General features: G+C 73.0%; 12 protein-coding genes. 8 read left to right on the top strand and 4 right to left on the bottom strand.

The features are described 5' to 3' along the window. Positions 1–597 precede the first annotated feature (597 nt). The 5 genes from ACWCSV_RS13715 (at position 598) to ACWCSV_RS13695 (ending at position 5,876) form a co-directional block, all read left to right on the top strand. The gene (locus ACWCSV_RS13715) at positions 598–1,260 is read left to right on the top strand and encodes an SDR family NAD(P)-dependent oxidoreductase (protein WP_451141722.1); all 663 of its coding nucleotides are present in this window, start codon (positions 598–600) and stop codon (positions 1,258–1,260) included. 821 nt (positions 1,261–2,081) lie between these two features. Next, a complete protein-coding gene (locus ACWCSV_RS13710; protein WP_451141720.1) occupies positions 2,082–3,071 on the top strand; it encodes an AraC-like ligand-binding domain-containing protein in 990 nt (329 codons plus the stop codon). A 206-nt stretch (positions 3,072–3,277) separates the two neighbouring features. Further along, the gene (locus ACWCSV_RS13705; protein ID WP_451141718.1) at positions 3,278–3,400 is read left to right on the top strand and encodes a hypothetical protein; all 123 of its coding nucleotides are present in this window, start codon (positions 3,278–3,280) and stop codon (positions 3,398–3,400) included. An 18-nt stretch (positions 3,401–3,418) separates the two neighbouring features. Beyond that, entirely contained in the window at positions 3,419–4,954 is a 1,536-nt protein-coding gene (locus tag ACWCSV_RS13700; RefSeq protein ID WP_451141716.1) for an FAD/NAD(P)-binding protein, read from the top strand. Positions 4,955–5,063: 109 nt separating this feature from the next. Next, complete coding sequence (locus tag ACWCSV_RS13695; RefSeq protein ID WP_451141714.1) at positions 5,064–5,876, top strand: class II aldolase/adducin family protein; 813 nt, start codon at positions 5,064–5,066, stop codon at positions 5,874–5,876. A gap of 197 nt (positions 5,877–6,073) precedes the next feature. On the opposite strand, the gene ACWCSV_RS13690 is transcribed toward ACWCSV_RS13695, so the two are convergent. Then, positions 6,074–7,597 carry an MFS transporter gene (locus ACWCSV_RS13690; protein WP_451141712.1) on the bottom strand — a complete coding sequence of 508 codons (1,524 nt, stop codon included), beginning with the start codon at positions 7,595–7,597 and terminating at the stop codon, positions 6,074–6,076. Between the two features lie 188 nt (positions 7,598–7,785). Between ACWCSV_RS13690 and ACWCSV_RS13685 the strand changes: the two genes are divergently transcribed. From ACWCSV_RS13685 to ACWCSV_RS13675, 3 genes are all read left to right on the top strand, one after another. Beyond that, positions 7,786–8,412, top strand: coding sequence for a TetR/AcrR family transcriptional regulator (locus tag ACWCSV_RS13685; protein ID WP_451141710.1), 627 nt, complete (start codon positions 7,786–7,788; stop codon positions 8,410–8,412). A 186-nt stretch (positions 8,413–8,598) separates the two neighbouring features. Continuing rightward, complete coding sequence (locus ACWCSV_RS13680; RefSeq protein WP_451141708.1) at positions 8,599–9,717, top strand: LLM class flavin-dependent oxidoreductase; 1,119 nt, start codon at positions 8,599–8,601, stop codon at positions 9,715–9,717. Positions 9,718–9,719: 2 nt separating this feature from the next. After that, a complete protein-coding gene (locus ACWCSV_RS13675) occupies positions 9,720–11,093 on the top strand; it encodes an NtaA/DmoA family FMN-dependent monooxygenase (RefSeq protein ID WP_451141706.1) in 1,374 nt (457 codons plus the stop codon). 165 nt (positions 11,094–11,258) lie between these two features. Here the strand turns inward: ACWCSV_RS13675 and ACWCSV_RS13670 are convergent, their stop codons facing one another. The 3 genes from ACWCSV_RS13670 to ACWCSV_RS13660 all read right to left on the bottom strand — a co-directional run bounded on the left by ACWCSV_RS13670 (position 11,259) and on the right by ACWCSV_RS13660 (position 14,123). Next, complete coding sequence (locus tag ACWCSV_RS13670) at positions 11,259–12,488, bottom strand: styrene monooxygenase/indole monooxygenase family protein (RefSeq protein ID WP_451141704.1); 1,230 nt, start codon at positions 12,486–12,488, stop codon at positions 11,259–11,261. Between the two features lie 47 nt (positions 12,489–12,535). Continuing rightward, on the bottom strand, positions 12,536–13,522 hold the full coding sequence (locus tag ACWCSV_RS13665; RefSeq protein ID WP_451141702.1) for an LLM class flavin-dependent oxidoreductase: 987 nt from the start codon (positions 13,520–13,522) through the stop codon (positions 12,536–12,538). A 109-nt stretch (positions 13,523–13,631) separates the two neighbouring features. Next, entirely contained in the window at positions 13,632–14,123 is a 492-nt protein-coding gene (locus ACWCSV_RS13660; RefSeq protein WP_451141700.1) for a flavin reductase family protein, read from the bottom strand. Positions 14,124–14,181 lie beyond the last annotated feature (58 nt).

Here is a 14,181-nt window from a genome sequence, read left to right as displayed (position 1 = left end):
TCGGGTGAGGTCCGCGTGGCCGTATCCGGGTCCGGTCCGTATGGCCGTATCCGGGTTCGGGTGAGGTCCGCGTGGCCGTATCCGGGTCCGGTCCGTATGGCCGTATCCGGGTTCGGGTGAGGTCCGCGTGGCCGTATCCGGGTCCGGTCCGCGTGGTCGCCACTCCCGCTCGCTCCGCCGGTGGAACTCGACTGGGCGCCCACCTGACGGCCGGGGTGCGTACCAAGGCGAGCGACCGGCGCCCCCGCGCCCCGCACGGGTGCGAGCCGTCGGCCGCGACGTGACCAGGGATCAGCGGAGTTCGGGTGAGGGGTGGCGCATCCGGAGGGACTCCCGGGCAGAAGTCGACGGGCGGAAGGCGGAGTTCACTTGCGGTCCGGAGCCGAGGTGCCGCACGGCAGCATCGGACTCCCGATTCGCGTGACGTCGGCGGGCCTGAGCCGTTGGACATCCGGCGCACCGAACGGTGCACCCCGGCCGAAGGCGTCGCTCTCCACAACTCCCGTCGCACCGGGGGGAATGGCGTACCGGCGGCGGGCGTTCGGTCCGGACGTACCGGCGTGCGGAAATGGCCGCCGGACGAACGAAGGGACAGAGATGTCGGCAGCAGTGGTGATCGGGGCGGGGCCCGGAATCGGGGCTTCGGTGGCCGATCGGCTGGCCCGCGAGGGGATGTCCGTGACGGTGGTCGCGCGGAACCGTGAGACCGTCCGAGGGGTCACCGACCGGATCGAACGGAGCGGACGGAAGGCGCTGGGGCTGACCGCCGACAGCACGGACGAGGCGGGGCTGCGGGACGCTCTGGACACGGCCGCCGCCGAGAACGGTCCGACCGAACTCCTCGTGTACAACGCGGCGTTGATCCGCCAGGACGTACCCGGGGAGCTCGACGCCCAGGGGCAGCTCGACGCCTGGGCGGTGAACGTCGTGGGCGCACTGACCGCCGCCGCGCACCTGGCTCCCGGCATGGTCGCCCGGGGCAGCGGGACCATTCTCATCACCGGCGGCATGCCTCGCGCCAATCCGACCCGTATCAGCCTGTCGCTCGGCAAGCTCGGGGTGCGTAATCTCGTCGAACTGCTGGACGGCGCCTACGGGGCCGCCGGAGTCCACGTGGCGTCGGTGACCGTACCCAACCGGGTCGTTCCCGGCACGGACCACGACCCCGACGACATCGCCGAGCACTACTGGCGGCTGCACCTCCAGCCGCGCGAGCAATGGCAGCACGAGGTCGTGCACGGCGTACGGCCCGCCGTCTGACGGGAGTCGGCCGCCGGCCGCGTGCGGGCCCGTCCCGCACGCGGTGACCGGAGCGTGCGGGCCTGTCGCGCACGCGGCCACCAGGGCGCGCGACCGGGCGTACACGGCGGTCCGGCCGCCGTACGTGCCTGGGTGTCCGCACGCGGGAACCGGCGTACGCGGGCGCGCCCCGGGCCGGGGGAAGAGCCTTTCCGGCCGGGGTCAAGAGACTCGTTTCGGCCCGAAGTGCCGCGCGGAGGCCAAAGCCCGCCTTTCCCGGGCGGCCCGGGGTCGAGCAGCGCCTCCTGGCGTGACGAGCCATTCGTCCCCGCGCAACATCCCCGCGCCCGGGCCCCGGGGACGGGCCACTGACCTGCCCACCTGTAGGACCGTCCGCCCAGCGGACGGTGTGCGCCGCGGGGCCGTCACATCGGCATGAACTATGTGTGAATCCGTTCCCGTAGTTGATTGTGACGAACCGTCAGCTGCCCGCCACGACCGGCTGAACCGCTGGGCCATGGCGTAAACCCTGCTCCCTTGCCCCGGCCGGGAGGATTTTCGGCGCGGCCGCGCACGGTCACCGAGTGTCACTGTTGCGCGCCGATGATGTCCGAAAGGCTTCTGCTCCTCCACCGCGAATTTCTACAGGCTGAAGTGACTGTCGGAGCAAGGTGAATCGGGGCTGAATCCATGACTGCCTTAACGCTGCACAATTCTCCCGCGACGGCCACGGCCGGCCGGTCGGGACGGCCGGCGTACCGCCTCGGCGCGATGGCGGATGCGTCGCGGAAAAAAGGTGCCCGGCGCCGACGGCGATTCGGCGTTCCGCGGGGAGGCACGGTATGAGCGCGCTCCGTGCGAAACCACCGCGCCGGGTACGGATTCTGCGCACGCTCGAACCCGAAGGGGAGCGGCCCGCGCACAGTTGGGCCGAGCTGGTCACCACCACCTGCGGCCCGCTGGAGGTCCGTCCGTCGCGCGCGGACGGGTTCGACGGGACCATCGCATCCGGCAGGTTCGGGGCGGTGCAGCTCGCCTCGGTGAGGGCTGAACCGCACGCGGTCGAGCTGACCGCCTCGCGGGCCGGTGCGGTGGCCTCCGGCGAGCTCTCCCTGACCTGCGTCCTGGACGGCGAGGTGCGGGTCGAGCAGGACGGTACCAGCGCGGTGGCACGCGGGGGCGGGCTCTTCTCGTACGATCCGACCCGTCCGTTCACCCTCCGGATGCGGCACCCCGTCCACATGATGTCCGTGAAGTTCGACCACCGGCTGCTCGGCCTGTCCGCCGGTGGCGAGCACATGCTGAGGCCGGCGGTCTGGTCCGGAGAGGAGGGCTCGGGGGCGCTGCTGGCCGGTCTGCTGCGCACCACGGCCCGCCACATGACTGAACTAGACCCGGTGGCAGACCAGTTGGGCAGCAGTGTGGCGAGCCTGGTCAGCGCCGTGTGCGGAGAGCGGCTGGCCGATGCCGACGGAGGTCCCGCGGCGGCACGCCGGGCCCTGCTGCACCGCGTGCAGGCCCATGCGAGAGCGCGACTGGACGACCCGGACCTGACGCCGCAGCAGCTGGCCCGGTCGCACCACGTGTCCATCCGCTACCTCCAGTTGCTCTTCCAGGAGGAGCGGACCAGCCCGGCGCAGTGGATCCGCAACGAGCGCCTGGAGCGTTGCCGCGAGGAGCTGCGCAGCCCCCGCAGCGCCCACCTGACCGTGGCCAACATCGCGCAACGGTGGGGCATGCACGGCGCGTCGCATTTCAGCAGGCTCTTCCGGGACCGCTACGGCGTGACGCCGAGGGAGTGGCGCAGGACCGCCTTGCGCCCGACGGGCTGACCGGCCGACCGGCTGACCGGCCGGCCGGCTGACCGGGCGAACGGATGGGGTGGCGCGGGGCGTCGAGCGCCGGGGCCATGTGCGCCATCCCGTCAGTTCGCGTGCGTACGCATGCCAGGAACGCCCTTTCCTCCGTACGAGACTGTTCCCGACCGGCAGAGGGATTTCCCCGGCGCAATTGCCGTGACGGCGAAAGCCCCATTCCGGTGATCGCGGTGATAGCGGTGATCGCAGTGGTCACCGTGATCGCCGTGATCGCCGTGATCGCCCGTAATGCTGCCGCTCGATTCGCCATCGATCCGTCTCGCCATGCCCTTCACGCACTGTGACGAACGGAGTTCTCTCGTATGTCCACTCCGCCCGGAATCGGGATCATCGGGGGCGGCGCGTCCGCCGTATGCCTCCTCGACGCACTGAGCCGTGGCCGAAGAACGCCGGAAGCGGTCACCGTGTTCGACCCGTCGCCGCACCTGTGGCGCGGACGGGCCTACCAGCCCGACAGTTCGGCGCTGCGGGTCAACGCGCCGCCCGAGGACATGACGGTCCGGGCGGACGGTCCGGAGCACTTCATCGGCTGGCTGCGCGCCCGGGAAGCCGTCCTCGGCGACACCACCGACCACACCGACCCCCTCTCCGGCATCCCCTTCCCGCCGCGCTCGCTCTACGGGGACTACCTGGAGCAGTCGGCGCGCGGCGCGCTCGGGCGGCTCGCCTCCCGCGGCTGCCGGATCGGCCTGGTGCGCGAGGCGGTGACCGATCTCGTCCCGGACGGCGGAGCGCTGACGGCCGTCACCGGCGCCGGGGAGCGGTACGCGCTGAGCCACGCGGTGCTCTGCGTGGGAACCGGCGTGCCGGCCGATCCGCACGGGCTGGCGGGTGCTCCCGGGTTCGTCGCCGACCCCTATCCGGTGGCGCGGCGCCTCGACGGCATCGGCGCCCAGGACCGGGTGGTGGTGGTGGGCAGCGGCCTGACCGCCGTCGACGTGGTGCTGTCGCTGGCGGCGGGCGGACATCAGGGGCCCGTGGTGCTGGCATCCAGGAGAGGCGTGCTGCCCAGCGTGCGACAGCAGCCGCTGGAACACGCTCTGCGTCACTTCACGGCCGAGCGGTTCCGTTCCATGGCCGCCAGGGGTGAGACCTGCACCCTCGCCGAGGCGGTCGCGCTGATGGAGGCCGAACTCACCGACGCCGGCTCCTCGATGGCCGCGGTCGACCGGGAGATCGGCGCGGTGGCGGCCGAGGGCCCCCTCGACCGGCTCCGCAGGCAGCTCGGGTCGGTCCGCGACCGCGACCCCGGGCTGCGCATCCTCCAGCGCGCGGTGCCCGACACCGGACCGGACATCTGGACCCTGCTGCCCGAAGCGGACCGGGCGGCTGTGCTGCGCCGTCACTACCGCACGATCATGAGCCTGTGCTGCCCGATGCCGCCGTCCAGCGCCGAGGTTCTGCTGGGGCGGGCGGAGAAGGGGCTGCTGGAGTTCTCCGGCGGGCTGGAGCAGGTCACCGCCCGGCCCGGCGGGGGGTTCGACGTGCGCGTCGCCGGCGGTACGCGGCGTGCGGACGTCGTCGTCAACGCGGTGAATCCCCCGGCGCACCGCGTCCCTCCGGCGGCGGATCCGCTCGTCTCCTCGCTGATCCGGCGCGGCCTGGCCACCGCCCATCCGCGCGGCGGCCTCCACGTGGACCGGGCCACGAGCGGGCTGGTCGCCGACGGCGTGCCGAGCCGCCGCGTCCACGCCCTGGGCGACCTGGCCGCGGGCTCACTGTTCTTCACCTTCGGGGTGCCGTCCCTGGTCGACCGCGCGGTCGACATAGCGGGCGCCGTCCTCCGGCAGGAGGACCCGGCCGGCGGGCGGCGCACCGGCACCGTGCGGGCCGTGTGACCGGCCCTGCCGAGCCTGCCCGGCGGGGCGCCCGCGCACCGCCGGGCAGGCTCCCGGACACCCTTCCCCGTCATCACTTCCGCACCCCGCACCCCAAGGAGCAGTACGCATGACCGAGAGCGTGACGCAGGAACGGGCCGGCTATCTGGCGGACACCCACACGGGGCTGCCGCTGCCGACCGAGCCCGTCTTCACATCCGTCGACGACGAGCGCAGGCACCGCAAGCAGCGACTCGCGGCCGCCCTGCGGCTGTTCGGCAAGTACGGCTACGGCGAGGGCATTTCCGGGCACATCTCCGTGCGGGACCCCGAGGACCCGGACCGGTTCTGGGTGAACCCCTTCGGCGTCGCGTTCAGCCGGGTCAAGGTCCGCGACCTGATCCTGGTCGACGGCACCGGCCAGGTGGTCAGCGGGCGGCACCGGGTCAATCCGAGCGCCTTCGTGATCCATTCGGCCATCCACCGCGCCAACCCGGACGCCACCGCCGCGGCGCACGGCCACACTCCGTACTCCCGGGCGCTGGGAGCCCTGGGCCGGCTGCTGGAGCCCCTGGACCAGGAGTCCGCCGCCTTCTACCAGGACCAGGTTCTCTACGAGGAGTACGAGGGGCCCTCGATCGACGTCGCGCAGGGCGAGGACATCGCCGCACGGCTGGGCGACAAGCGCGCCATTCTGCTGCGCCACCACGGGCTGATCACCGTCGGAGGCTCGCTGGACGAGGCGGTCCACTGGTTCTTCACCTACGAGAGCGCGGCGCAGGTGCAGTTGCTGGCCGCTGCCGCCGGCACGCCGAAGCCGCTGGACCACAAGCAGGCGCTGGCGGCGCGCGACGGCTTCGGCGACCGCCAACTGGGCTGGTTCAGCTTCCAGTTGCTGTGGGAGGAGATCACCCACGAGCAGCCCGACCTGCTGGAGGAATAGCACCCGCGCCCACCGGGCACCGCGACGCCGAGGCCGTCCCCGCGGGGGCGGCCTCCTGGCGTTCCCGGCGCGGCGGACGCCGACCCCTGTCCGGCCTCGGCCGCCGGACACCACCTGGCGCCTCGGGCCGGACACGCCGGATCCCCGCCCCCTCCCCCGAACACCGGGGAAGAGGGCGGGGATGGCGCGACAGACGATCAGCTGACGGAAGTTCCCGCGGGCGACTCCTCGGCCGCGGCCGGTGCGGCCCCGGGAGCGACGGCCGGGCCGTCGTCCCGGCGGCGCAGCCGCCCGTAGGCCGCCGCCGCGACGACGGCGAGGGCGGAGAGGGCGGCGATGACGAGGATCACCCAGGTCCCCTGGTGGTATCCGGTGAGTTCACGGGCGCGGGCCGATCCGGTGCCGTCGTCGCCCATGCGTACGGTCACCACGGCGAGCACCACCGCGGCGCCCACCTGGTAGCCGGTCTGCAGGATCCCCGCGGCCAGGCCCTGCTCGGACTCCGCGACGCCCGCCGTCGCCTGGACGTTGGCCGCGGTGAAGGCGAACGGGAAGCCCACGCCGATCAGCACCATGCTGGGCAGCACCACGTACCAGTAGGAGGAGTCGGCGCCGACCCGCAGGAAGAGCGCGAAGGCGACCGCGTAGGCGAGCATTCCGCCGAAGATCATCAGGCGGATTCCGAGGCGGCCGAGCCATTTGCCGGCACGCGGCGCGAAGGTGAGGATCATCAGGCCGACCGGGAGGAAGGCGAATGCCATCTCCAGCGGCGACCAGCCCCGGTAGGACTGGAGGTAGAGGCTGCCGACGAACTGGTAGCTCATGTAGGTGCCGAGAATGGCCGCGGCGATGAGGCTGGCCCCCACGAGGGAGGCGTTCCGCAGCAGGCCCAGCCGGAGCAACGGCTGGGGAGACCGGGTCTCGATGACGGCGAACGCGGCGAGCAGCAGGACCGCCGCGGCGAACCCGCCCAGCGTGGCACCGGACACCCAGCCGGTCTCCGGTGCGCGCACGATGGTGTAGACGAGCAGCAGCATCGCGGCGGTGACCGTGACGGCGCCCGCCGCGTCGTAGTGGCGCTTGGAGCCGTCGTGCGGGGCGTCCTTGGGGACCAGGACCAGGGCGCCGATCAGTGCGGCGAGGGCCACGGGCACGGAGAGGATGAACGTCCACCGCCAGCTGACCTGGGTCAGCGAGCCACCGACCACCACGCCGATGGAGTACCCGACGGCGCCGCAGGCGGTGTAGATGCCCAGGGCCCGGTTGCGCTGAGGGCCTTCCGGGAAGTTGCCGACCACGATGGAGAGGGCCGACGGCGCCGTGAGCGCGGCGCCGATGCCCATCACGAGGCGTCCCGCGACGACGACGAATCCGTCGCTCGCGGTGCCGCCCGCGAGGGAGCCGACGATGAGTACGACGAGCCCGGTGAGGAAGACCCGGCGCCTGCCGAGCAGGTCCGACATCCGGCCGCCGAGCAGCAGGAACCCGCCGAATCCGAGGACGTAGGCGCTGACCACCCACTGGGCCGCGGAGGTGCTCATGTCGAACTCCGCCTTGATCTGCGGAGTGGCGATGCCGACCATGATGTTGTCGAGCGCGTCGAGGGAGAAGGCTCCGCAGACGACGATGAGCATCAGCCAGGCCCGGAGCCCCCAGCGGACGGGCTCCTCCCCCGTCGCCCGTAATGTCCCGTTGGCCGAGGTCTCGTCCGGGATAGCCATGAACAATTCTCCTTGTCATGATGGTCGATCGGGGACGCCGTGCGCACCGGCCGGAGCGGGCGCCGCACACGCGGGAGGGGGCGCGTCGTTCCGACGACGCACGGATGCCCCGGGCAGCACGCATCCAACTTCTGTACTAACCTCTACATAAAGCTATCGACCGGCTGACCAGCCGTCAAGGAGGCCCCGTGGCACGGCTCGGACGTCCCCGTTCGTTCGATCGCGAAGCGGCTCTGCACACCGCCATGCTGCTGTTCTGGGAGCGCGGCTACGAGACCGCCTCGACCAGCGAGCTCAGTGCCGCCATGGGCATCAACCCACCGAGTCTGTATGCGGCGTTCACCAACAAGGAGCAGCTGTTCCGCGAGGCCATCGGCCTGTACGAGCGCACCGAGGCGCAGAGCGCGCGCAACGCCATGGAGGCGGCGCCGACCGCCCGTGAGGCGGTGGCCGCGCTGCTCCACCGCAGCGTCGACCAGTTCACCGCCGAGGGCAAGCCGCGCGGCTGCATGATCGTCCAGGCCGCCACCCACTGCACCGACGACCACGAGTCCGTCCGCGACTTCGCGCTGCGCTGCCGCGCCCGCACCAAGTCCGTCCTCAAGGAACGGCTCGACGCGGCGGTGGCGGCCGGCGAGATCCCGGCCGGCGCGGACACCGACCGGACCGCCGCCTTCTACACCACCTTCCTCAACGGCGTCTCCGTGCAGGCCCGGGACGGTGCGGAGGGCGCCCAGCTGCACGTCCTGGTGGACATGGCGATGGCCACCTGGGACTTCGTACCGGAACCGGCGGGGGCAACCGCCGGAAGGTGACCGGCGTCGGCGTCGCGGAGTGAACCAGGCGCCCCGGAAAGGTGAGTTGACGGTGCCGGGGCGGTGCGTATCGCAGTGTGAGACGGCGGCGTCACGCGGAACAACACAGTGGCCGCCCCGGTTCGCCCGGACGGCAACTCGCGCGCCCGTCCGGGCAGCGCTGCCACGACACCCCGTGGAGGCACCGTGGTTCCGTCCCTTCCCCCGCCCCCGCTCCGCCTGGCCCTCGAAGCGGACGGTGACGGGGCGCACCCCGCCGCCTGGCGCGCCGCTCCCGGCGCGCCGTCCGCCGTCCTGTCGCCCGCCACCCTGACCGCCGGCGTCCGGCTCGCGGAGTCGGCCGGTTTCGCCTTCGTCACCCTCGACGACGGACCGCTCGCCCCGTTACCGTCGCCGGACACCGCCGGCCGGGTCGAAGCCGGTGTGCGCGCGGCCTTCCTCTCCACCCGTACCGGCGCCATCGGGCTCGCCCCCACGCTGCACATCACCACCACCGAGCCGTTCCACCTCGCCACCCAGCTGGCCGGGCTCGACCACCTCTCGCTGGGCCGCGGCGGCTGGGTGGTCGGCGCGACCGACGACCCGCGTGCGCTCGCCACCGTGGGGGCCCCGCGCCGCACGGCCGAAGAGACCCGGCGGGAGACCGCCGAGGTCATCACGGCCGCCCGGCTGCTCTGGGACTCCTGGGAGGACGACGCCGTCATCGCCGACCCCGGATCGGCCCGCTACCTGGACGCCGACCGGGTCCACCGGGTCGGCTTCCGGGGCGAGTTCTTCTCGGTCATCGGTCCGCTGATCACCCCTCGCCCCCCGCAGGGCCAGCTCGTGGTGGCGGGTGCGGACACCCTGGGGGTCACCGGTCTCCTGGACGTCGCGTTCGTCGCCGCGGACGGGCCCGGGCCCCTGGAGGAACGGGCCGGCCGGGCCCGCCGGGAGGGCGCCCCGCTGGTCTTCGCCGACCTCGACGTGGTCCTGGACACGCCGGAACAACCGGCGGGCGCGCGGTTGCGCGATCTGGACGCCTTCACGCCCTGGCCCGAGGACGGGCGGCTGCGCTGGGCTGGCCCGGCCGAGGGCCTGTGCGAGTTCGTGGCGGCGCTGGCGGACACGGTGGACGGGGTACGGCTGCACCCGGCCGTGCTCGCGGTCGACCTGCCCGTACTGGCCGCCGAGGTGCTGCCCGTCCTGATCGCACGCGGGGTCGTCCGCCCGCCCGTCCCAGGGGCGCTGCTGCGCGACACCCTCGGACTGCCGAAGCCCGCCAACCGGTTCGCCGCCGGGACCACTTCCACCCCGTCGAGGTGACCATGGAAACCGAGTTCCCGCCCTCCGGACTGGGGTACGACCCCGCCGCCCAGGTGCACCTGGGGCTGTTCCACACCGGAGTGGGCCCGCAACTGCTCTGGTCGGCGCCGGATTCGGCGCCCCACCACCACCGCGACACGTTCCTGAGGGTGGCGCGAACCCTGGAACGCGGCCTGTTCGACGCGTACTTCCTCGGCGAGGGACTGCGCGTGCGCGAGAATCGCGGGCGCGTCCTGGAGACCGACGTGGCCGGCCGGCCCGATGCCATCACCCTGCTCTCCGCGCTGGCCGGGGCCACCGACCGGATCGGCCTGGTCGCCACCCAGAACACCACCTACAACCAGCCGGCCGACCTGTCCCGCAGGCTGGCCTCGCTGCACCTGCTCTCCGGGGGCCGGGCCGGCTGGAACGTCGTCACCACGGACAACGCCTGGACCGGCGAGAACTTCCGGCACGGCGGCTGGCTCGCGCACGAGGACCGCTACGACCGGGCCGAGCAGTTCGTGCGCGCGGCGAAGGACCTCTGGTCGGCGTGGCCCGAGGACGCCGTGGCCGACGACGGCAAGGCCCCGTCCTGGGCCCGCCCCGGCGCGATCGGTACGGTCCGCGCCGACACGCCCCTGGTCCGGATGGCGGCGGCACCGACCCTGCCCACGGGCCCGGACCGGCCGGTACTCTTCCAGGCCGGCGACTCGCCCGGCGGCCGGGACCTGGCCGCACGCCATGCCGACGTGGTGTTCACCTCCAACACCACCTACGACAAGGCCCTCGCCTACACCCGCGACCTCACCGCGCGGCTGGCCGCGTACGGCCGCGACCGGGAGTCCCTGCGCGTCATGCCGGGCGCGGTGGTGGTGCTCGGGGACACGGCCGCCGAGGCCCGGGAGAGGTACGAGTGGATGCGCGCCGAGGAGTACAACGGCCCCCGCTGCCTGGCCTTCCTGGAGCAGTGGTGGGGCCGGGACCTGTCCGGTTACGACCCCGACGGGCCGCTGCCCGACGTCGAGCCCGTGGAGCAGGAGCTCGACCCCTCGCGCGGCACCATCGCCGTGGCCCACCGCACCGGCAAGCTGCAGACCATCGCGCGATGGCGGCAGATGGCCGGGGAACGCGGTCTCAGCATCCGCCGGCTGGTACGGGAGGTGGGCCCCGGGCACGACGTCTTCTGCGGGACCCCCGGCGAGATCGCCGACGTCTGGGGCCACTACGTGCGGGAGCGGGTGGTGGACGGCTTCAACATCACGCCGCAGATCATCCCGGGAACCGTGGACGACCTGGTGGACCGGCTCGTACCCGCGCTCCAGGAGCGCGGCCTCTACCGGACCGCCTACGAGGGAACCGCCCTGCGGGAGCACCTCGGGCTGGCGGAGCGCTGACGCCACCGGCTCGGTCCCCGTTCGGGGCCCGAGCCGGTACCGGACCGTTCTCGACCTGCCGGGCACACCCGGCGGGAACCCCGTTCGGGGCCCGATCCGGTACCGGACGGTCCTGCGCCGGGGGCTTGCCGGGTGGCCTCCTGCCGGAGACCACCCGACGGGCTGTCAGCCGTTCTCCTCGCCCTCGGCGATCCGCTTCAGCCAGGAGGCGGTCGCCTCGGGCGACTTGACCGCCTCCCACATCGCCTCCGGGTCGTTGAAGTTGCGGACGAAGGCGTCGGCCACCCGCTGGTCCTCCGTGGCGGTGACGAAGATCTGGCCGAGGTGCTCCGCCGGCGGTCCGATGTTGAGGTTGGACCATCCCACCACCGGTTCGGCGATCCGCCACAGGCGAGCGGCGGCGCGGCGGGCGAAGTCCTCGTCCAACGGCCCGCCCTCCGTGATCAGTCCGGCCAGTTCGAAGGCGCTGCGGGAGCCCAGGTTGGCGCCCTGGCCGGTCAGCGGGTCGTTGACCACCCAGGCGTCGCCGAGGGCAAGCGCGATGCGCCCGGAGGGCAGCACGGTCCAGCTCTCCCGGACCGTCGGGGTGATGCCTCCCTGGAGGGCGTCCCCGTGCTTCGCCAGGCCGAACTCCCGGGCGTCGATGCGCTGCCGGAGGTCGGGGGCGTACTTCTCGATCAGTCCGAGGAGCTCCGCGGCGAAACCGTCCGGGTCGGCGAGGTGGTCGAACGCGGCGAGCCGCTCCAGCGGTCCGCCGGGGAGCGCCTCGACCACCACGCCGTGCACCGGTCCGTCGGCGGTGAGGATGCGGGTGGAGAAGATCTCGCCGCCCTCGGTGACCTGGAAGTGGATGTGTCCGGGGTCGACGGGGGCGATGCCCCGCAGCAACCCCGCGGTCAGTACCCGCTGCGGGGTCCGGTACGGCGAGCGGGACTCGTCGCGGGCGAAGAGCCCGGTGGCGGCACGGCCCGCGGCCACCACGACCAGGTCGTGGCGGGGCGCTATCCGGTCGATCTCGGCGGGCTCCGGCTTCAGCGTCTCCACCCGCCCGCCGCGCTCCAGGTAGTCCGCGGTCAGCCGGGGCAGGTAGACCCTGAAGTCCACCCCGGACGCCGGCTCGTCCAGCCGGCCGAGGAAGCGGATGTCCGGCTCACCGCCTGCCACGAGGTTGACCCCGTAGGTGCCGTTCTCCCGGCCCTCCCAGTGGGCCACGCCCAGCTCGCGCTCGCGCTGCCGGGTGCGGCCGAAACGTACCGGCAGATGCAGCGGACGGCCCGCCGCCACCTCCTCGGCGGTGCGCTCGGCGTACAGGGTGGTGGTGACGCCCGCCTGCTGGAGGCGGAGGGCCAGGTGGAGGCCGGAGATGCCCGCTCCGACGATGGCGATGTCTGTCATGGTGCTCCTTCGCTGTCTGGCTGTACGGGTACGGGGGCGGACGGGTCTCAGGCGAACTGCGGGATGACGTGCTCGGCGAACGCCGCCAGGGAGCGGCGCGCCCGCTCGGCGGGCAGGCCGGGTGCCCGGCCGAAGAAGATGACCCGCTCGACGTCGCCCAGCGGCTTGATGCGCTCGCGGATCTCCTCGGCGACCTGGTCGGGCGGACCGACCAGGAAGAGTTCCCGGGGCAGGTCGTCCGCCGAGGGGATGCCGGGCGCTCCGAACCACTCCTGGAAGGTGTTGAGCAGGTAGTGGTAGTGCGCCTTGATCTCCTCCCAGCCCTCGTCGGCGTCCTCGCAGATGTGCACGCCGGGCGTGACGATCGCGGTGACCGGGAAGCGCGCCGGGTCGTGGCCGTGCGCGGCCAGCGTCTCGCGGTAGAGCTCCAGGATCTCCGGCGGAGTGCCGAGGTCCGGCAGGAAGCGCAGCCCGTGGCGGCCGGCCCGGCGGGCCGCCGCCTTGCCGCCGCCGCCGATCCACAGCGGGACGTCCGAACGGCTGGGGACCGGCGTGACGGTGACCTCGTCGAAGGTGAAGTGCTCGCCGCTGTGGGCGAAGGGCTTCCCGGTCCAGGCCTTGCGGAGGATGCCCACCGCCTCCTCGGTGCGGGCGCCCCGGTGGGCGCGCTCGACGCCGAGCGCGGCGAACTCCTCCTCGCGGTAGCCGGGGGCGAGTCCGAGTTCGAGACGTCCGCCGGAGAGCAGGTCGGTGACGGCGGCGTCCTCGGCGAGCCGCAGCGGGTGGACCAGGCTCGCCAGGACCATGGCGGTGCCGAGGCGGACCTGCCGGGTGCGGGCGGCGATGGCGGCCAGCGCCGGGAAGAGGGAGGGCAGATAGCCGTCCGCGGTCAGGTGGTGCTCGGAGAGCCACACCGACTCAAAGCCCAGCTCCTCGGCGGAGACCGCCAGGTCGACGGTCTCCTCGTACACCTGCTCCCAGGGCTGCCGCCAGCGCTCGGGGTTGCGGAAGTCCAGCCAGATTCCGAATTTCACCGGTTCTCCTTGGTGTCGGCCGTCACGCGGTGCGGACGGTTCGTAGGGGGTACGGCCGGGTGGTGGCCGGGAGGCGGTGTCCGACGGTGCGCGCGTCGGACGGGAAGGTTCAGACCCCGCCCAGGGCCCTCATGGCTCCGTCGAGCGCGACCAGCGGGGGCCGCCTGCGGTGGCCTCCGGTGCTCAGCACCTCGCCGATGAGCAGGGTGTGGTCGCCGAAGCGGCGGCTCTCGCGCAGCGCGCATTCGAGCCAGCCGGGAGCGTCGATGACCAGGGCCCCGGTGTGCGGCCCCGGTGAGGTGGAGCAGGTGGTGAGCGCCCTGGCGCGCGTCTCGCGGTCGCCCTCGAAGGCGCGGGCCAGGTCGTCGCCCGCGACGTCGAGGATGGAGACGGCCCACACCCCGGTGGCGAGCAGGTCCGTGAGGGCGTCGCAGTCGTCGGGCAGCGTCAGGGAGATCAGCGGCGGGTCCAGCGAGACGGAGACCAGGGAGCCGGCGGTCACCGCGTCGTGCCGGGGGCCTCCGGCCTCCTCGGCGAAGGTGGTGACCACGCACACTCCGGTGGCGAAGGTGCGCATGGTGGTGCGCAGGTCCAGGGACACGTGCGGAACTCCTTGTCGGCTCGGGCGAAAGGGATCTGGACAGCGGGGCTATGACGGA

It is taken from the genome of Streptomyces sp. NPDC001770 (assembly GCF_053596135.1).
Note: the sequence above shows the minus strand (reverse complement) of the source record. Positions and strands in the feature narration are given on the sequence as shown.